Annotated in this window: 16 protein-coding genes; 13 read left to right on the forward strand and 3 right to left on the reverse strand. The window is 45.9% G+C overall.

Features of this window, described 5'->3' with window-relative positions; all coding sequences use genetic code 11:
- Positions 1 to 5: 5 nt before the first annotated feature.
- The 4 genes from WOA13_RS01985 (at position 6) to WOA13_RS02000 (ending at position 4,130) form a co-directional block, all read left to right on the forward strand.
- Positions 6 to 245, forward strand: a complete 240-nt coding sequence (locus WOA13_RS01985; RefSeq protein WP_342126323.1) for a type 1 glutamine amidotransferase family protein — start codon at positions 6 to 8, stop codon at positions 243 to 245.
- A 111-nt stretch (positions 246 to 356) separates the two neighbouring features.
- Positions 357 to 734 (forward strand): VOC family protein, encoded by a 378-nt coding sequence (locus WOA13_RS01990; protein ID WP_342126324.1) that lies wholly within the window; start codon positions 357 to 359, stop codon positions 732 to 734.
- A gap of 241 nt (positions 735 to 975) precedes the next feature.
- Positions 976 to 1,128 (forward strand): CxxC-x17-CxxC domain-containing protein, encoded by a 153-nt coding sequence (locus tag WOA13_RS01995; protein ID WP_342126325.1) that lies wholly within the window; start codon positions 976 to 978, stop codon positions 1,126 to 1,128.
- A gap of 170 nt (positions 1,129 to 1,298) precedes the next feature.
- Complete coding sequence (locus tag WOA13_RS02000; protein ID WP_342126326.1) at positions 1,299 to 4,130, forward strand: DEAD/DEAH box helicase; 2,832 nt, start codon at positions 1,299 to 1,301, stop codon at positions 4,128 to 4,130.
- Positions 4,131 to 4,226: 96 nt separating this feature from the next.
- Here the strand turns inward: WOA13_RS02000 and WOA13_RS02005 are convergent, their stop codons facing one another.
- Together WOA13_RS02005 and WOA13_RS02010 are read right to left on the reverse strand one after the other, a co-directional pair.
- A complete protein-coding gene (locus WOA13_RS02005) occupies positions 4,227 to 4,910 on the reverse strand; it encodes a DUF169 domain-containing protein (protein WP_342126327.1) in 684 nt (227 codons plus the stop codon).
- 238 nt (positions 4,911 to 5,148) lie between these two features.
- The gene (locus WOA13_RS02010; RefSeq protein WP_342126328.1) at positions 5,149 to 5,850 is read right to left on the reverse strand and encodes a DUF169 domain-containing protein; all 702 of its coding nucleotides are present in this window, start codon (positions 5,848 to 5,850) and stop codon (positions 5,149 to 5,151) included.
- 179 nt (positions 5,851 to 6,029) lie between these two features.
- On the opposite strand from WOA13_RS02010, the gene WOA13_RS02015 reads away from it, so the two are divergent.
- The 4 genes from WOA13_RS02015 (at position 6,030) to WOA13_RS02030 (ending at position 10,700) form a co-directional block, all read left to right on the forward strand.
- Positions 6,030 to 6,488, forward strand: coding sequence for a NifB/NifX family molybdenum-iron cluster-binding protein (locus WOA13_RS02015; protein ID WP_342126329.1), 459 nt, complete (start codon positions 6,030 to 6,032; stop codon positions 6,486 to 6,488).
- Between the two features lie 151 nt (positions 6,489 to 6,639).
- Positions 6,640 to 8,559, forward strand: a complete 1,920-nt coding sequence (locus WOA13_RS02020; RefSeq protein ID WP_342126330.1) for a Coenzyme F420 hydrogenase/dehydrogenase, beta subunit C-terminal domain — start codon at positions 6,640 to 6,642, stop codon at positions 8,557 to 8,559.
- Between the two features lie 71 nt (positions 8,560 to 8,630).
- The gene (locus tag WOA13_RS02025; RefSeq protein ID WP_342126331.1) at positions 8,631 to 9,866 is read left to right on the forward strand and encodes a cation diffusion facilitator family transporter; all 1,236 of its coding nucleotides are present in this window, start codon (positions 8,631 to 8,633) and stop codon (positions 9,864 to 9,866) included.
- A gap of 108 nt (positions 9,867 to 9,974) precedes the next feature.
- Positions 9,975 to 10,700, forward strand: coding sequence for a tetratricopeptide repeat protein (locus WOA13_RS02030; protein WP_342126332.1), 726 nt, complete (start codon positions 9,975 to 9,977; stop codon positions 10,698 to 10,700).
- A gap of 112 nt (positions 10,701 to 10,812) precedes the next feature.
- Here the strand turns inward: WOA13_RS02030 and nadA are convergent, their stop codons facing one another.
- Positions 10,813 to 11,733 (reverse strand): quinolinate synthase NadA, encoded by a 921-nt coding sequence (gene nadA / locus WOA13_RS02035; RefSeq protein WP_342126333.1) that lies wholly within the window; start codon positions 11,731 to 11,733, stop codon positions 10,813 to 10,815.
- 227 nt (positions 11,734 to 11,960) lie between these two features.
- Here nadA and WOA13_RS02040 point away from each other — a divergent pair, with 227 nt between their 5' ends.
- The 5 genes from WOA13_RS02040 to WOA13_RS02060 all read left to right on the forward strand — a co-directional run bounded on the left by WOA13_RS02040 (position 11,961) and on the right by WOA13_RS02060 (position 19,098).
- Positions 11,961 to 12,164, forward strand: coding sequence for a heavy-metal-associated domain-containing protein (locus WOA13_RS02040; RefSeq protein ID WP_342126334.1), 204 nt, complete (start codon positions 11,961 to 11,963; stop codon positions 12,162 to 12,164).
- Between the two features lie 118 nt (positions 12,165 to 12,282).
- Positions 12,283 to 15,066, forward strand: coding sequence for a heavy metal translocating P-type ATPase (locus tag WOA13_RS02045; RefSeq protein ID WP_342126335.1), 2,784 nt, complete (start codon positions 12,283 to 12,285; stop codon positions 15,064 to 15,066).
- A 213-nt stretch (positions 15,067 to 15,279) separates the two neighbouring features.
- Positions 15,280 to 16,608, forward strand: a complete 1,329-nt coding sequence (locus tag WOA13_RS02050; protein WP_342126336.1) for a COG1470 family protein — start codon at positions 15,280 to 15,282, stop codon at positions 16,606 to 16,608.
- Positions 16,609 to 16,794: 186 nt separating this feature from the next.
- Complete coding sequence (locus WOA13_RS02055; RefSeq protein ID WP_342126337.1) at positions 16,795 to 17,349, forward strand: cupin domain-containing protein; 555 nt, start codon at positions 16,795 to 16,797, stop codon at positions 17,347 to 17,349.
- 75 nt (positions 17,350 to 17,424) lie between these two features.
- A complete protein-coding gene (locus WOA13_RS02060; RefSeq protein ID WP_342126338.1) occupies positions 17,425 to 19,098 on the forward strand; it encodes an AMP-binding protein in 1,674 nt (557 codons plus the stop codon).
- Positions 19,099 to 19,163 lie beyond the last annotated feature (65 nt).

Here is a 19,163-nt window from a genome sequence, read left to right on the forward strand (position 1 = left end):
ATAGTTTGGCAGCAGTTGAAGATGTCGACAGAGGCGGAGAAGGTGGATCATTTTATCGCCAGGAGGCTGCTGTGACGGATGGTAACCTTATAACTGTCTCAGGAATTGTCCCTCTTGAATTCGCAAAGGAAGTTATCAGGAACCTGGATGTATTTTCGGCTCAGACCCTTAAAGCATGGTATCAGTTATCTGTTACTCATGAAATGCAGTATTTCCATGCAATTATGGAATCGCTGGAAGAGTGAGGTAGGAGTTATAGTGAATTTTAGGTTTGGTATTCTGCTTCATGTAGTGCAAAAAGTGGATATATAAAAAACCAAGATATTCTAAGTTAAGGGAATTCAACAGGTGGGAACATGGAATTAGGTGCATTTTCAGTAAGTCTTAATGTAAAGGATATTGAAGCTTCAAGATCGTTCTATGAGAAACTCGGCTTTATGGTTTTTCAGGGGGACATATCACAGAACTGGCTGATCATGAAGAATGGCAGTTGCGTACTTGGCTTGTTTCAGGGAATGTTTGAAAAGAATATTCTGACCTTTAATCCCGGCTGGGATCAAAATGCCAATGAGCTTAATTCATTTACAGATATCAGGGAGCTCCAGAAGCAGTTTAAAGCTAAGGGTGTTGAAATACCGGATGAAGTAGATGAGACCTCTTCCGGACCTGCAAGTTTAATTGTGATCGACCCGGACGGGAATCCCATTCTTTTTGACCAGCACGTAGATTCCTGAACACTTCCAATAGGTATATATTAAATTGGGTATCATTTTTTAGTGGGGAAATGCAATTCGGGGTCTTTCAGATCATTTGGGTCATTGAAATATTGATATTTTTATGCTGGAATATTGATGTAGATAACTGATTCAGGATATAGTATCTGGCAAAAGCTTGTGAACATTTCATCTGCTATGACAAACCTATTGCACCCTGCAAGAATGAACAATTTCAGATATGGCAAGGGGGAGATATCAAATGAAGAAAGTAGATTTCAAAGGGCCGAGAGATTTGCACAAAACAAAGTGTACTGACTGCGGTCAGGAAACGAGCGTGCCTTTCGTACCGGACCCGGACAGGCCGGTATACTGCAGGGATTGCTTCCAGAAACTTAAGCCTAAAAAAGAGTAACTGGTTTTGGATAATAACATTCTAAGTATCGAAGTAAAATGTGCGGTCAGATAGGATTTTCCCTATTCTGATCAAACGTTTTGTTTTTGGCCATTTCTTTTTTCTAAAGATCCATTTCACACCATTTTAAGTATCATCAATTCTGTAATGGATAGCGGAGTTGCCCTATAATGGATGTTCCCCAGCTGATCAATACTATCCGTTCCTCACGCAGGTATGAAGGCCAGATCGTACACGTTGAGACCATTCCTCCAAAAGAGCCGGAATTTGAGGATCTGGAGCTCAAACCACTGATAAGCTATGCTCTCAGTGAAATGGGGATCGAAAAACTTTACACTCACCAGGCAGAGGCCATAAACACGGTCAGAAGGGGCGAGCACCTTGCACTTTCTACAAGCACAGCAAGTGGCAAATCCATGTGTTACATGCTTCCTATTTTCGAAACTTTGATGGAAGATCCCAGTGCAACTGCCCTTTACATCTCACCCCTGAACGCTCTTGTAAACGACCAGCTTGAGACGTTCAAGGGCTTCCGTGACCTCATGGGACTCGATATGAACATCAACAGGTTCATCGGTACCATGTCCTCCGAGGAAAAGTCCGCTGTAAAGTATGGCAACCCACGAATTCTTTTCACCAACCCGGAAATGCTCCACCTGAGTTTCCTGCAATGGAAGCATCAGTGGAAGAAGTTCCTTTCTAACCTGAAGTACATCGTCCTTGATGAAAGTCATTCCTACAGCGGTGTCATGGGAAGCAACATGGCAAACCTTCTCAGGCGTCTCAACCGCATCTGTGACCATTACGGGTCCAGTCCACAGTACATCTGCTGTACAGCTACCATAGGTAATCCCACAGAGCACACCTCCGCCCTCATTGGCAGGGATGTTACACTGGTCAATAAGGATGGCTCCGGAAGTGGTATGCAGAAGTTCATCTTCTGGAACCCACCCCTTTATACCAAGTCAAGATCTAACAATTTCACCCTTCGAAAAGCAAGTTTTGGCGAGACTGTCGACCTCTTCACAACCTTCGTGCAGAGCGACCTCCAGACCATTGTGTTCGCAAGGGCAAGGCAGAAGGTCGAGAGGATGTACGTGGAGGCTAAGAGCAGACTTGAGCAGCGTGGTGTGCAGAAGACCATAAGTCCTTACAGAGGTGGTTATCACGGGAACGAGCGTGAAGCAATAGAAAAGGGACTCTCAGGCGGGAATATCGCAGGTGTCATATCCACCACGGCCCTTGAGCTTGGAATCGACATAGGAGGCCTGGATGCATGTATTATGGATGGTTTCCCTGGTACCATCATGAGTGCAAGACAGCAATCCGGACGTGCAGGGCGTGGAAGTCAGGAGAGTGTTGTTGCCCTTGTAGCGGATTCCAATGCCCTTGACCAGTATTACATGAGAAATCCCACCGACCTTTTCAGGAAGGAATGTGAGGAGGCTGTGATCAATGTATCCAATCGGTACATTCAGGCAGGACACCTCCTCTGTGCAGCAAGGGAACTACCGCTTAGTCCGGAGGACGAGAAATATTTCGGCAATGACCTTAACGAAATAATGGGAGTGCTTGAAGAGGAAGGGCTGCTTGAGGGTGGTCTTGAAAAGCGCTGTACTGACGACAGAGCCCATATGCGGGTGTCCATAAGGGGAATTGAAGGCGACGGTTATACCATCTTCGAGAAAGGAAGCCGTGCTCCCCTGGAAAAGGACATTGGTAAACTGAGGGCATACAGGGAGGCCTTCAAAGGTGCTGTTTACATCAACAAGGGAACTCCGTATTCTGTTAGTCAGATCGACCATGAGAAGCACGTCATCCGGGTTGAAAAAGCAAGGGATGGCTATTACACAAGATCACAGGTGGCTTCTGACATCCATATCACTGATGTGGTTGAAACAAAATCCCTGCAGACCTGTGACTGCATCACTGTAGGGTTTGGTGATGTTGAGGTCACCCAGCAGGTTACCGGCTACAAGAGGTTCAGGCAGCGTACCGACGAAGAGATCGGACAGCATTCCCTGACGATGCCGAAGTTCAGCCTTGAGACAGAGGCTCTCTGGATAGAGCTTCCTGAATATTTCACCGAACTGGTGGAAAAACATGGCAGGGATTTCAACGGTGGCATCCATGCCATAGAACATGCCATAATTTCCATGTATCCACTCCATCTTCTTGCTGACAGGAACGACGTAGGTGGTGTTTCCACACCTGAACATGCTGACCTGGAGAGAAAGAGCGGTATCTTTGTCTACGATGGCCATGCCGGTGGTGTCGGCTATGCTGAAGCAGGCTATGGCAGGATAGCTGAAATGCTTGAGGTCACGCTGAAGGCTATTGAGAGCTGTCCCTGCAGAGATGGATGTCCGAGCTGTATCCAGTCACCCAAATGTGGAAATAACAACAATCCTCTGGACAAGGATGCAGCGATCATGATCCTCAGGAAGATGCTTGGCAAGCCAGAGTATATCCCGAAAACAAGGCACCTGTCCGAGGTATCAAAGCAGAGGTCCGGAGCTAACGGTATTAGCAGGCCTCAGGAAAAGAAGGACAGTAACGATGCAGGCGAAGCATTGAACAGGGCCAGGAAGAAGCTCAAGCGCCAGGGCTCAAGAGGTGCTGAAGAATGGATCAAGCGAGGAATCGCTGCCGGCAGGGAAGAGAAGGATCATAGAAAGGCATGCGATTGTTTTGATAAGGCCCTGCAGCTGGAGCCTGACAACAGTGTTGCACTCTCGAACAAAGGTATCACATACATCATGATGGGGAAGCATGCACAGGCTCTCCAGTGCTTTAACAGGCTCATTGACCTTGGTTATGTAAAGAGCGCTATGGTTTGGAAGAACAAAGGGACTGCTTTACGGCTTCTGGGGGACCGTGCAGGCGCCATTGAGGCCTATAATGAAGCCCTCAGGATAAAACCGGATGATGTCAGGACGAAGCAGATGAGGGATAAGTTAAGAGAAGCTGATAATGCTTTGTATGGACGTGATGACTTCTAATTAAAATATAATTTTAGATATGGATTGTACAATATATACTTTAAAATATTTATATAACTTAGTGCATTTTAGATCAATTAAAACAGAATAAGATGTTCAACCGAACATCTCATTCACAGCTTCCACAAGGTCGTGGAGTCTTTCTACAGGAATTCCAAGGATCATCTCATCGTCAGCAATGTTTGCGAATTTCCTGCTTCCACCGCATCCGACGGTTACACTGATCTTACCTTCCTTGTATGGGAGTGCAACGCCATCGGCACAGACACTCTGGATTCCTGCAAAGCTTGCATCGACCCTTCCACCGAACTTGTAGAGAAGTGCCTGGGAAAGCTGCATGACCTGTTTTGGTGACGTTACGATAACGACAACATCAGGGATGAATGTTGCATTTTCAAGTGGTCCGTAAACAACTGCTTTTGTAGCTCCGGGTGCTACTTTTGTGACCTTTTCCATTGTTCTTCTTGCAGCATTGATAGTACTGAAGCGCTTGAGGTTGTAGTAGGTGTCACCTGTAGCCAGTTTGTGTGGCATTTCCTGCAATCCCATTACAGAAGATCCACCCTTACACATCTGGTCATCTGCTAAGGCATAGAACTGCTTTCCGGTCTTCCTGACATTATCGACCATCTGGCAGTGCCTGGTGCTCTCATCAATTCTTTCAATGCCCTCCGGGATGTCATGTCCTTCAGGGATAAGTGAGACCGCAACAGGTTTTGTCTTAAGGTTTAACTTCTCGGTAAGCTGTTTTCCAAATTCGTTTATTTCCTTGATATCCATATTGATCACTCTGTGTTATGTAAGGTAAAATTTGTTCAGTTTAGAATTATTTGTTAACAGTGTTGTAGCTACTGTTTATAACGGTTTGTTTCGGTTGTGTTATAAATGTACACAACTGATTTTATATAAGTTTTACCACTCGTTATCAAGAAAAAAAGCTTTAGCTACTTTCAGATGCCTCAAAATGAAAATTGATATAAAAAGGAAAAGAAAAAAGAAAAGAACAGGATCAAACCGTTTATGATCTCATCCAGTCGTTCCATGCACCTGCTTTTTCAGCAAGTATGTTGGTGATGTCCTCAAGCTGTTCTTCTGGGATACCAACGACCATTTCGTCGTCCTTGAGTCCTGCGTTCTTGGCAGCACCGTCACATCCGATAGAAATGTTTACTTCACCGGTGGTGTAAGGTGAGCCGGTAGCATCTGCACAGGTGGACTGGATACCTGCAAAGTTTGCGTTCATACGGCCTCCGCGCCTGTAGATAACGGAATGTGCGATCCTCCTTGCCACAAGTGTGTTACCGATCACTATAATGACATCCGGTTTTGCTGGTGTCTTATCAAGTGGAGCAACGATCGTTGCAACTGTGGATCCGGGTGCAGGTCTTGGCATGTTGTCAACAACACGTTTTGCAACACTCAGGGAGATCTCTTTTCCAAGCTTGTCGAAATAAAGCTCTCCGCTTTTGATCTTGTCAGGGTAGTCCTGTAATCCGATTGCTGCAGCACCGCCTTTGCAGGCATGCTCATCCATGGTAGCATAAGTGACCTTGTCATCGAACCTTGCATCCTGAAGCATCTGACAGTATCTTTTTGGTGTATCGATCTTTTCGAGACCTTCAGGGATGTCCTTTTCCCGCTTAAGTAATGATATTGCTACTGGTTTTCCATTAAGTTCCAGCGTCTCAATAAGCTTCTCACTTATTTTTGCATAATCCATTTCGATTTCTCCGTAACTTTTAGTTTTTCTGAAGATAAAATTTCATTTATCTTCAACGAAATTATTCAATATAATCTCTCATAGATGGGTAAATATATAGCCTTTTCCAGCAAGCTTTATATATTTCCTCTCATCTGTGTGTTATACAACAAAAAGATAGATCAACATGAGGAATATAAATGAAGATATGTGTAACAGCCACAGATAAAAATATTGACGCAGCAATGGATTCACGTTTTGGAAGATGCCCTTACTTTGTCCTCGTAGATCCGGATTCCATGGAATTTAAAGCAGTTGCCAATGAAGCAGCCTCGGCCTCAGGAGGAGCAGGTATACAGGCTGCCCAGAACATTTCTGACAAGGGGATCGATGTTCTCCTTACCGGTAACGTCGGACCCAATGCTTTCCCGATCCTTTCAGCAGCCGGAATTAAAGTAATGACCGGAGCCAGTGGAACGGTCAAAGATGCCATTAATCAGTATAAAGAAGGTCAGTTGAAGGAAACCGCTGCTCCAACAGCAGAGGCACATGCTTCTATGGCTGCGCCTGGAAGAGGCATGGGCGGAGGTAGAAGGTCTGGCGGAGCAGGTCGGGGAATGGGAGGCCGTAGCGGGGCAGGTAAAGGCATGAATCAATAAATTGCAGGCTACAATTAATTCAGATATTCTATGATCTCTTCTGAAAATTAAAATAGGAAAGCTTAAATATTTGTAGATTTTGTTCGTTTATACCACAACCAAGCCAAACCATGCTTGCTTTAAATGTAATAAATAATACGAGATGAGAACAATGTCAGAAGAATACAAGTGGTTTTTGAAAGACGCGGTCGTAGACACCGGAATGTGTACTATGTGCGGTGCCTGTGCTGCTGTTTGTCCCTATGAGATCATCGAATTCGATGAGAACGGGCCAAAATTAAAGGATGAGTGCTACAGGAACGGGCAGGGTGCCTGTAAGGATGTATGCCAGCGTGTCATGACAGATGCAGCCCGCATATCCATGAACGTGTTCAATTTCAAATCACTTCCTCCTACACCTGTGGGACAGTACCAGAAGATCGTCTCTGCCAGGGCTACTGATGCGGAGATCGCCGGGAAGGGGCAGGATGGCGGAGCTGTGACCGCTCTGTTAGGATACTGCTTTGACAATGGTCTCATCGATGGAGCTGTGACAACTGCAGGTTTCACAAAGCCTGATTCCTGCATCGTTGCAAGTAAAGAAGAACTTATGGACACTCAGGGAGCAAAATATTCAGCAGTTCCTGTGATGGCTGCACTGCGCCAGAACGATGCTGAAATGAAAAATGTTGCAATGGTGGGGGTTCCCTGCCAGACCTACGGTACCAGAAGGACACAGTTCTTTACAGGTCTGAACGTTCATCCGGTTGAGGTCGGAATGGACGGTGAAAAGGCCAACATTCCTAATATCCCATATACCATCGGCCTGTTCTGCATGGAGAACTTCAACTACGAAAAGCTGTCCAATTATATGGAAAGCATAGGCATTGACCTTAACAAGGTCAGGAAATATTCCATCCATCTTGATGAAATGATCGTCACCACTGATGATGGTGAGATCGAGATCTCATTAAAGGATATCAAGGACTGCGTCTGGGACGGATGCCGCATATGCAGGGACGCTGTCTCCAAAGTGGCAGACATATCAGCAGGACATGTGGGATCATCAACCGGATGGACAACCCTGATAGCCCGCAATGCCAAGGGCCTGGAACTTCTTGAAGCAGCTGAAAAAGCAGGTTACATTGAGACCATCGATGATGTTGATATCAGCATGTTGGAGGACTTTGCAGCCATCAAGATGAAAAAGTTCAGAAAGGAGCTTGACAACCGCCTTGAAGACGGGAAGAAGGTCAACTTCTACTGGGTACGCGACTATCCTGGTGTCAGGCCTGAGGTGAATGGTACTAACTTTGTAAAGATCAAGACCAATTCTGGTATCGCCCAGCACGATTACATTGCCAGGGTCGCGGAACTCGCAGAGAAGTACGGTGACGGTAGTCTTGAGCTTACAACAAGGAAGAGTGTTGAGATACAGGGTGTCAAAGGCGAAAATGTCGATGACCTTATGGCAGATGTCTATGGAAGTGGCTTAAAGACCATTGGAATGGGATATGCCAATGCATGTCCGGGAATGGATTACTGCCCTGAGGGACTTGTCACCACCAAGGACCTTGCAAATGAGATCACCATGCAGTTCGCTCAGAAACTAACCCCGCACAAGATGAAGGTCGGTGTGGCAGGATGTCCGAACAGCTGTGTCAGGGCAGAAAGCAATGATATCGGTATCGTGGGACAGCTACGTCCTAAGATCGATACTGAAAAGTGTACCGGCTGCGGAAGGTGTACTGAACTCTGCAAACTGAACGCTATCACTGTGACTGCAGGAAAGGCTGTTATCGACAGGGACCTGTGCATCAACTGTGGATGGTGTGTCAGGGGATGTCCGCATGAAGCGGCTGTTGAGGATGAGGTAGGCTATTCTGTCTGGATCGGCGGTAACGATGCAAGAAGGCCAACGAACGGCGTCCTTCTCAAGGCGTTCTGTACAAAGGAGGAGATCCCTGCTCTTATCGATAAGATAGGTAAGACATTTGTCAAGTACAGGACAAAACCCGGAAAGGAACGACTTGGTAACATCATTGAACTTGTAGGTCAGGGCCAGTTCATCAGTGAGGTCCTGAATGATTAAGTCCATAGAAAGATCCCTTTGAGGGATCGTTTTTTCTTTTTTAATGTTCATTATTTATTGGGGGATAAAGTGTGGCTGTAAAAGAAGAACTTAGGGCGGGTGCAAAGGCTTCAAGAAATTCTACTATTGCACTTATCTTTCTTGCAGCGATCAAAGGAACAGTTGGTTTCTATTCCGGAAGCTCTTCCCTGATAGCAGATGCTATCCATACATCAATGGACATTTTTACTTCCCTGGCTGTCTGGGTCGGCCTGAAGCTGAGCCTGAAAAGCAGCGGAGAACACTTTCCTTACGGTTACTACAAAGCAGAGAACCTGGTTGCCCTCTTCGTATCGCTACTGATCATATTATCCGGTGTTGAACTTGTACGTGAGGCACTGTCAACTATACGGGACCCTGCTGAGATAGAGTTCCAGGGACTGGCACTTGGAGCGGCAGTCTTCTCGGTCATCACCATCTATGCGCTTTCACAGTACAAGTTCAGGGTAGGAAAAGAGATCGAATCACAGGCCTTGATCGCAGACGCTACCCATTCCTACACAGACGTGTTCAGTTCTATGGTCGTTGTTGTTGCCATCATTGGTTCGATGCTCGGAATGCCCTGTCTGGACAGCCTGGGTGTCCTTGTAATATCTGTTGTAATCTTCAAGCTTGGTATCAGCACAGCAAAGGAATCAGCACTCACTCTGATGGATGCATGGCTGGACAGGGATTCCATCGAAACAATTAGGGAGTCAGTGGAGCACATTCCAGGTGTTAACAGGGTTGATGATATAAGGCTCAGAAGATCCGGTCTTGTAGTGTTTGGTGAAATGCAGGTGGAAAGTGCAGGAGAGTGTGACCTGAAGCGGGTGGAAGTTCTTTCAGCTGAGATCGAAGAAGTGGTCAAAGGCGAGATCAAAAATCTAGAACATCTCTCAGTGGACGTAAAACCCGGTAAAATGTCAGAGCTCAGGATCGCGATCCCGGTGACCGGTTTGGAAGGATTGCAGTCAAAGCTTTCCCGGCATATTGGCAAAACACCCTATTACATTTTTGTTGATATGGAGGACAACAAATTAAAAAGCTGGGATGTAGTTGAGAACCCGGCGGCTGATCTTGAAAGGAAAAGAGGTGTGAAGACAGCTGAATTCCTTGAGGAAAAGGGAGTTAATGTTATTATCGTGAAAGATATCGGTGAAGGCCCATTCCACAAATTCCACGACAGCTTCATCAGGATCCTGGGGATGCCGGACGATGTAGATGATGTTCAGGCATTGATTGAAATGATCCCGGAGTTGGATGTGATAATTTCTCCTACCGAGTGACCATGCGAAATATCTGCTGATCTCTCCGATCGATTTTAATTATATTAAATTGAATATATTATATGGGGATCTAAGCTTGTTAGTATGGGCAGATCGGGGGAGACTAATATGAATAGAGACGAGGACACAAGTGGCTTTCTTACAGTCGCTGAACCCATAATTCGCAAGTTCGTAGAAAATATCGAGAATCCTTTTGTGTGGGCACCATTGGCTGGTTTTGTTCTGTGTGTTCTGGCCTATCCGCTTACCGGGCTTGAACTGTATCCATATATTGCCCTTGTATTATTGATCATTGCCCTTGCTACCGACTGGATAGGCCGCTTAAAAAACCGTCAGACTCCACCTGATCCGATACCGGAGACAGTTGAATACAGGGATGAGGTTTTCGAGTATCTGGCAAGTGTCCAGGCAAAAGCCGTAAAAATGCTGGGATCCGGGAAAGCAGATGCTGCCCGGGCATTGACCAATAAGAACCTGCAGGCGATTGATACAGCCCTCCGGAGTTTTCCGGAAGATGCGGATCTTCACGCATTGATGGGATATACGCTAAAGGATATCTACCAGAGTTCAAAGGATTTGCTTTCACCTGAGCAACGCAAAGAATATCTGGCTCGTGCACGGATCTTTTTTGAGAGATCCCTTAAGCTCGATCCGGAGAACGCCAGTGCTCACAATGGGATGGGAAATGTGCTTTTCTTTGAAGGGCGATTTGATGAGGCGATCAGGGAACATGACAGAGCGCTGGAGCTGGTGAATGGAAACTATCCTGCTGCTGAGCATGATAAAAGCATTGTAATGGCAGTTAAAGATGGCCGGATCGATTTTGACTTTTAACCGAGAACCAGAATCAACTGTTTAAAAACTGAATGAATAACAGAAGTAAAAACATATTGGATGCCTGAACTGATATATGATCAGCTTTCGTCTCGGCATCCATAGTTGAACTTTACATTGTGCGTTTTACCGCAAGCATCCTGTCAAGTGATTTTTTAGCTTTGAGCCTTGTCTCTTCAGGTACGGTGATCACATATTCCATGTTCTCAAGTGCATTCAGTACTGATTCGAGGGTTGTGATCTTCATGTTAGGGCAGATCGTGAACTCGGACAGGTAGTAGAACTTCTTATCAGGGTTCTCTTTACCTAACCTGTGGAGGAGGCCATTCTCAGTACCGATGATGAACTCTTTAGCATTAGAGCTTTTAGCATAGTTGAGTATGCCGGTAGTGCTTAATACCTCATCTGCAAGGTCAAGGACCTCTGTCCTGCATTCGGGATGTGCGAGGAAAAGGGCATCAGGGTGTTCTTCCTTTGCCTTAATGACATCATCTGCACGCATCTGGTGATGGGTCGGGCAGAAGCCTTCCCAGGTGATGACCTTCTTGTCGGTGAAATGTGAGACATAGGTCCCGAGGTTCTTGTCAGGAACAAAGAGTATCTCATCCTCATCAAGGGATCTTACCACATCGATAGCGTTTGCTGATGTACAGCAAATGTCGCACTGGGCCTTTATCTCAGCAGAGGAGTTCACATAACAGACTACAGCTGCATTAGGGTACTCCTGCTTTACATCGGCAAGTGATATCACATCGACCATCTCGGCCATCGGGCAGCCTGCGTCCTTTTCAGGGAGAAGCACAGTCTTTTCCGGACTGAGTATTGCAGCGCTTTCTGCCATGAAGTCTACACCACAGAATACGATTACATCGGCATCGGTTTCCACGGCCTGCTGGCTGAGGCCAAGCGAATCGCCTGTGAAGTCTGCAATGTCCTGGACTTCAGGGCGCTGGTAATTGTGGGCAAGGATAACTGCATTGTGTTCGGCTTTCAGGGAGTTTATCCTGTCAATTATATCTTTCATGTCCTGCATGTTCCCACCACATAATAATTTTCATAATATAACATATAAAACATCTTTTATTTTAATATCGAGCTCTATAGCTAAGTATGCTTATTCGTTTTTATAAATATGGGTAGTATTTATGTATGTTAACGGCGTTAACTTACCGGCTGACCGAATAAATACTTTTTGCTAACTGAAAATAATGGAAAAAGTATTAATCGCAGAATTTTTTATATATGTATGGGAGTGCAAAAATGACTGATACCACCATTAAAGTAGAAGGCATGTCCTGTGGACATTGCCAGATGGCCGTTACAAAAGCAATATCCGGACTAGAGGGTGTTTCTTCTGTTGACGTTGATCTTGAGAAAGGAGAAGCTGCGGTTTCCTACGATCCTCAGTCAACAGATATTGAAGCTATCAAAAAGGCGGTCAATGATGCCGGATATAAGGCCTGAACTTATAGATTTAACTCTGGATTTATCTTTGCTGCCAGGTAACAATACACAATGAACGAACGTATTGTCAGCCATCACTTGTCCGATGAACCTTATTTCTTTATTTTGATGTGATAACATGAAGATCACGATCGATGTCCACGGAATGACCTGCATGCATTGCCATGAGAGGGTCACAAAGGCTATTTCCTCCCTTGAAGGCGTGGAAAGTGTTGAAGTAAGTCTTGAGGAGAACAATGCTACTGTAAGTTTTGATCCTGATAAAGTGACCTCTGATGGCATCAAGCAGGCTGTTGAGGATGCCGGTTATGAGACAGGTGGAATCGGCTTCCCAGAAACTTCAGAGGAAAGCCCGGCAGAGAAAACTGAAGAAAATCCAGATGAAGCTACATCAGAGGAGATCCCCACAGAAGAACCTGTAGAAAAGGCAGAGGAACCAGCAGATTCCACCCTGAAAGTTACCGGTATGACGTGTGCTGCCTGTGCATTGCGTATAGAGGATGCTTTAAAGAAACAACCCGGTGTCCTTTCGGCAACTGTCAATCTTCCTCTTGAGAAGGCATCTGTGACCTATAATCCAAAACTGACAGACACCGGTAAGCTTGAAGAGACAGTTATAGACACCGGTTATGGAATTTTAAAAGATGAGATCAATTTTGATGTTGGTGGCATGTCCTGTGCAGCATGTGCGTCAAATATCGAGCGTGCTCTCAGGAAGCTCGAAGGGGTCAGCAATGCAAGCGTTAACTTCCCGATGTCTACTGCGCATGCAGAGTACGATTCCTCGAAGGTTTCCGTAGCTGAGATGCTTGAAGCGATAGAGAACATCGGTTATACAGCATCCGTAAAGAAAGAAGGCAGTCCTGCTGACCGGGAACAGGTGGCAAGGGATATGGAGATCACCCGGCAGAGGAACAACCTGCTGATAGCTTTCGGGCTGATGGTACCGATCATGCTAGGTGGAATGAGTGGCGGATTCCCCCAGTACCTTTACTTTGTGCCACCGATCCTTGCTGACAGGTTCGTACTATTCATTCTTACAACCATAGTCATGGCTTTCCCCGGAAGACAGTACTTCGTTGGTGCTTACAAAGGACTGCGCCACGGTTCTGCTGATATGAACTTGCTGATAGCAACGGGTACAGGTGCTGCATACACCATTAGCGTTGTGACCGGTTTCATCGATCTCGGGCCGGGATACCAGCATACTTTCTTCGATTCGGCTGCCATGCTTATCACATTCATAACATTCGGTCGCTACCTTGAAGCAAAGGCAAGAGGCAGGACCTCCGAAGCTATCAGAAAGCTTATCGGCCTTCAGGCAAGGACAGCACGGGTCATCAGGAATAACGAGGAAACAGAGGTCGCTGTGGAAGACGTTGTCACAGGAGATATTGTTGTTGTCAGGCCTGGTGAGAAACTGCCGGTTGACGGTATCGTGACCGAAGGTTCATCCTCCATAGACGAGTCCATGATCACCGGTGAGAGCATCCCTGTTGAGAAGAATATCGGTGACCAGGTGATCGGCGCTACTGTGAACGGCACCGGTTCATTCAGGTTCAAGGCTACAAAAGTGGGTGCTGACACTGCCCTTTCGCAGATCATCAAGCTTGTGGAAGATGCACAGACATCCAAAGCACCTATCCAGAGGATCGCTGATTATGTTGCCGGTCGTTTCATTGTTGCGGTTATCATAATAGCAACCATCTCATTCCTGTTCTGGTTCCTTGTGGGATACAACCTGTTCGATGTTGCACAGTATTCCGTGATCACAAGCCCGTTTCTGTTCTCACTCCTGATAGGGATCACGGTCCTTGTGATATCCTGTCCCTGTGCTGTGGGGCTTGCAACTCCGGTGGCCATAATGGTTGGTACCGGAAAAGGAGCTGAGAATGGAATCCTTATCAAGGGCGGTGAAGCTCTTGAGGTCAGCCGTAAGATCGATACCATCGTATTCGACAAGACAGGTACGCTTACAGAAGGAAAGCCTGTACTGACCGATGTGATCACTTCAGGAGAACACAGTGAAGATGAGGTCCTCTCCCTTGCAGCAACTGCTGAGAAGGGATCAGAGCATCCTCTTGGTGAAGCTATTGTGAACGGTGCTGTGGATGGGAATATTCCAATTCTTGATGTATCTTCCTTCGAGTCCATACCCGGACATGGTGTGAAGGCGATCATCAAAGAGCAGGAGATACTGCTTGGTACTCGTAAGCTCATGGTTGACAACAATATTGAAGTTTCTTCGCTTATCAGCAGGCTCGAGGAGCTTGAACATCAGGGAAAGACTGCCATGTTGGTTTCGGTCGATGGCAATGCTATCGGCATCGTAGCCGTTGCAGATACTCTCAAAGAGAACTCCATAGAGGCTGTTTCAAAGCTCAAGGAACTTGGACTTGAAGTTGTGATGATTACAGGAGACAACAGCCGGACAGCATCCGCTATTGCATCTCAGGCAAGCATCAGTCGCGTTCTTTCAGAGGTGTTGCCTGAAGACAAAGCCGCTGAGATCAAGAAGCTTCAGGGAGAAAGGCGTATCGTTGCAATGGTTGGTGATGGTATCAATGATGCTCCTGCACTTACACAGGCGGATGTCGGCATTGCCATGGGAGCAGGAACGGATGTTGCAATGGAGTCTGCAGAGATCGTGCTCATTAAGAATGACCTCCTCGATGTGGTGGCTTCCCTGCGCTTAAGCCGGCTTACCATGAGGAAGATCAAACAGAACCTGTTCTGGGCCTTCGGGTACAACAGCCTTGGTATTCCGATAGCTGCAGGTGTTCTCTATCCGGTGTTCCATCAGGTGCTTGTTACACCTGCCATGGCAGCGGCCTTCATGGCAATGAGCTCGGTGTCTGTTGTGACGAACTCACTGCTGATGAAAAGAAGCAGGATCAAATGATGAATGTTTCATAATAAAATTAGTTCCAAGTGGTATGTTTTAAGCATACCACTGTTCTTTTTCCTGGTTTGATAACTACGAATCGATTTGAAGTTTAGACAATTCTTTAATAAGTCAACGACATATTGTAACATGTCGAAAGACGATGAGAATTACAAGATTCAAATTCAAAATTGAAAACATCAATATCACAAAAGCAAAGGAGAGATCCATATGAAGAAATACTTCACATTTGTTACACTCGGCATGTTATTGCTCAGTATGACAGCAGCAGGGGTTGCTGTTGCCATTTCTGAACCTGTGGCCGAGGAACCTGTACTGATAGCTGAAAAGATCGCTGCTGATGGATACTATCAGGACATGGTATATCCTGAATCTGCAAGAGAGGCCGTGCCACTCTATGTTGATCCGGGATATTCCTACCTTACTATAAAACCTGGCGAGTCAGATGAAATTACTGTTACCCTCTATAACTATGGTGAAGATGCAATAACCGTTGAACCACGTATTGCACCAAAGTTCTTCAGCGACAACAAACTCGACGAGGACTGGGTAAGTATCTCACCTTCAAAAGCTGAGATCAAAACCGAAGATACACAGGAATTCACCATCAAAGTGTCAGTCCCTGAGGATGCTGAACTCGGACATTATAATGCAAATATCTTCTTCAGTGGTCTTGAAGGAGACATTGCTGCCATGTATCCTGGTTACAACGGAGCGCTTGATCTTTCAGTGAACGTATGGCTGCCACCAAATGTACAGGTATTCAATTCGTATATCAGTGACCGCGTGGAAGCTGGTTCTGAATATGAATATATCATCAGGATGAAGAACGTTGCAGATAAGCCGATATCCATTGATCCTGAGTTCGAAAAGGTAGAGGATGAATGGTACTATGATTCACAGGTCTCCCTTGATGAGAAAGATGTGATCATCACAGCACCTTCTGTTATAGAAGCAGGAGAGAAGGCTATTGTGAAGGTAAAGGTGAAGATCCCTGCTGATGCGGAAGGAAGTGTCAATGGAAGGATCAACCTGAACATTAAGGACAGGACGATCAGTGAATGGGGCCAGAAGGTCAGCATGAACTTCGATGTCTGGCAACAGCCGGATGAAGCATACAGGACAACTTTCACTGCAGCAACTGCCGATCCAATTACCATCAAGGTCTTCTCAGTTGACTACAATTATGGTACCGGCAGTATATCTTCCACAACACCTTCATTCGATGTAGTGATGAAGAACGCAAACGGTGAGGTAAAACCTGTACTGGTGAGCACAAGTTACACTGGCTCTGTAAGTCTGGGACAGCAATCCCCTGTTCTTTACAGGATGGCAATGGATGAAGCTGCAGGCAGCTACATGGAAGCCGAATCTCCGGTAAGTGAGGACATTGAACAGCTTGCTGTCTATCAGGAAGGTTCCACGGGATATACGGAGACCTATACTGTTGATGGTGCTGCTGGTGAGTGGACACTTGAGATCATGCCACACAACACAGAGAACTTTGAATATTCCATCAATATCGGTCCGGCAAAATAAGTGCCTGGCCTACTATACCGGGTAGTGTCATGTGTTAACATGGCACCCGGTACTTTTTTTAACTTCCTGTCTGTTAAAATACAGGAAAGGATCGCAATATCAAGCTAACTTGCCTGAATATTGTTCTTTCAAAATTCTATTTTATTTTGTAAGTATCTTCCTTATTAACCAATAAAAGTTGATATCATGCAGGAAAAAATAAAGGAAATCTCATCACGCATCCATGAATTACGTGAACTGTCAGACATCACTGAAGAAGAAATAGCAAAATACCTGAACATACCTGTTGAAATCTACCAGCAGTATGACACAGGCGAGGCTGACATTCCTGCCAGCATCCTTTTTGAGATCGCACAGTTCCTGAAAGTGGACATGACATTGCTTTTGACCGGTGAAGAACCACGCATGCATATCTTTACTGTCACCAGAAAAGGTAAGGGGCCTACTGTCGAGAGAAGACAAGCTTACAAGTACCAGAACCTCGGGCCAAATTTCATACACAAAAAGGCCGAGACATTCATTGTACTGGTAGAACCCGGATCAACAGATCCTGAACACTCCATGAGCTCACACCCGGGCCAGGAGTTCGATTTTGTGCTTGAAGGTACACTGAAGATAAAGATACATGACAATGAGATCATCCTTGAAGAAGGAGATTCCATCTACTTTGATTCCGGCTATGATCATGCAATGGAAGCCGTTGGGGACAAGCCTGCAAAATTCCTGGCCATGATAGTCTGAAATGCATCTACTGAATTTTATATTCGAACCCAGATTTGAGATCCGATCTATAAGACAATGGAAAACGGTGTAAATATGTCATCCTTTTTAGAAGAATATGTTTCACGTACAGAATTCGAATCGTATGATGAATTCAAGGAAAGCTTTAAGATAAAGGTCCCTGAGAACTTCAACTTCGCATACGATATCGTTGACAGGTACGCAAAGGAGCAGCCTGAAAAACGAGCTCTTGTATGGTGCAATGACGATGGTGAAGAACTCATCTACAATTTCGCAGACCTGAAGAAATACAGCGACAAAGCTGCAAATGTTTTCAGGAAATATGGCATCAAGAGGGGCGATGTGGTAATGCTGACCCTCAAGGGTAGATATGAGTTCTGGATATGCATCCTTGCACTCCACAAGATCGGAGCTGTCACACTTCCTGCAACCCATATGCTGACGACCAAGGATATAACATACCGTATAGAGCTTGCAAATATCAAGATGGTAGTAAGTGCTGATGATGAAGGTCTCATGGGATACATTGACGAAGCACACGAGGGTTACGAGGATATCCTGCTTCACAAGGCTGTGCTGAATGTTGAAAAAGAAGGATGGCTCAATTTCACAGAAGAGCTTGAAGCAGCTTCCGAGGACTTCAGCAGGCCAGAGGGCGTTGAAGCAACAAGGAACGATGACATCTCTCTCTTATACTTCTCATCCGGAACCACCGGCCTGCCAAAGATGGTACAGCATGATTTCAGCTATCCTCTTGGTCATATAATCACTGCGAATTACTGGCAGAACGTCATGGATGACGGACTGCACCTTACAGTCGCAGACTCCGGCTGGGCAAAATGTGTATGGGGAAAGCTCTACGGTCAGTGGATCTGCGGAACCGCGGTCTTTGTTTATGACTATGAGCGCTTCGATGCAAAGAACATGCTCGAAAAAGCAAGCAGTTATGGAGTAACAACCTTCTGTGCACCACCTACCATTTACAGGTTCCTTATTAAGGAAGACCTTTCACAGTATGATTTCAGCAGTCTTGAGTACTGTGTGGTCGCCGGTGAACCGCTCAACCCTGAGGTCTATGAGAGGTTCCTTGAGTTCACAGGACTTAAGCTCATGGAAGGTTTCGGCCAGACCGAAAGCATCGTTACCATTGCAACCTATCCATGGATGGAGCCAAAACCGGGATCCATGGGCAAACCATCACCTGAATATGACATCCAGCTTATCAACCTTGACGGAAAGCTCTGTGATTCCGGAGAGGAAGGAGAGATCGTCATCAATACGACCAAAGGCAAGCCTGTAGGTCTTTTTGCAGGATACCGTGGAGATGAGAAGAAGACCGCTGAGACCTGGCATGACGGATATTACCACACAGGTGACATGGCATGGAAGGACGAGGACGGCTACTTCTGGTTCATCGGAAGGTCTGATGACATCATCAAGAGCTCCGGTTACAAGATCGGTCCGTTCGAGGTTGAAAGTGCACTCATTGAGCATCCTTCAGTACTTGAATGTGCTATTACCGGTGTCCCTGATCCTGTCCGCGGACAGATCGTCAAGGCAACCATCGTGCTTGCAAAAGGCTATGAAGCAAGCGATGAGCTTAAGAAGGAGCTTCAGGAACATGTCAAGAAGGCCACTGCCCCTTACAAGTACCCAAGGGCCGTGGAATTCGTTGATGAGCTTCCAAAGACCATTAGTGGTAAGATCAGGCGTGTCGAGATCCGTGATCACGACAAGGAAGCAAACTAATAAATCCTGATAACATCATGTCAGGGAGCCGGAAGGTTTCCTGATCAAATCACTTTGAACATATC

This window comes from Methanococcoides sp. LMO-2 (assembly GCF_038432375.1).
In the GTDB taxonomy this organism is placed as follows: Archaea; Halobacteriota; Methanosarcinia; order Methanosarcinales; family Methanosarcinaceae; genus Methanococcoides; species Methanococcoides cohabitans.

Bases quoted from the DNA above. Each gene is read 5' to 3' on its own strand.
- WOA13_RS02020 (WP_342126330.1), top strand. From the start codon at position 6,640: ATGTCAGAAGAATACAAGTGGTTTTTGAAAGACGCGGTCGTAGACACC.
- WOA13_RS02010 (WP_342126328.1), bottom strand. From the start codon at position 5,850: ATGGATTATGCAAAAATAAGTGAGAAGCTTATTGAGACGCTGGAACTT.
- WOA13_RS02060 (WP_342126338.1), top strand. From the start codon at position 17,425: ATGTCATCCTTTTTAGAAGAATATGTTTCACGTACAGAATTCGAATCG.
- WOA13_RS02040 (WP_342126334.1), top strand. From the start codon at position 11,961: ATGACTGATACCACCATTAAAGTAGAAGGCATGTCCTGTGGACATTGC.
- WOA13_RS02050 (WP_342126336.1), top strand. From the start codon at position 15,280: ATGAAGAAATACTTCACATTTGTTACACTCGGCATGTTATTGCTCAGT.
- WOA13_RS02000 (WP_342126326.1), top strand. From the start codon at position 1,299: ATGGATGTTCCCCAGCTGATCAATACTATCCGTTCCTCACGCAGGTAT.
- WOA13_RS01995 (WP_342126325.1), top strand. From the start codon at position 976: ATGAAGAAAGTAGATTTCAAAGGGCCGAGAGATTTGCACAAAACAAAG.
- nadA (WP_342126333.1), bottom strand. From the start codon at position 11,733: ATGCAGGACATGAAAGATATAATTGACAGGATAAACTCCCTGAAAGCC.
- WOA13_RS02005 (WP_342126327.1), bottom strand. From the start codon at position 4,910: ATGGATATCAAGGAAATAAACGAATTTGGAAAACAGCTTACCGAGAAG.
- WOA13_RS02055 (WP_342126337.1), top strand. From the start codon at position 16,795: ATGCAGGAAAAAATAAAGGAAATCTCATCACGCATCCATGAATTACGT.
- WOA13_RS02015 (WP_342126329.1), top strand. From the start codon at position 6,030: ATGAAGATATGTGTAACAGCCACAGATAAAAATATTGACGCAGCAATG.
- WOA13_RS02030 (WP_342126332.1), top strand. From the start codon at position 9,975: ATGAATAGAGACGAGGACACAAGTGGCTTTCTTACAGTCGCTGAACCC.
- WOA13_RS01990 (WP_342126324.1), top strand. From the start codon at position 357: ATGGAATTAGGTGCATTTTCAGTAAGTCTTAATGTAAAGGATATTGAA.
- WOA13_RS02045 (WP_342126335.1), top strand. From the start codon at position 12,283: ATGAAGATCACGATCGATGTCCACGGAATGACCTGCATGCATTGCCAT.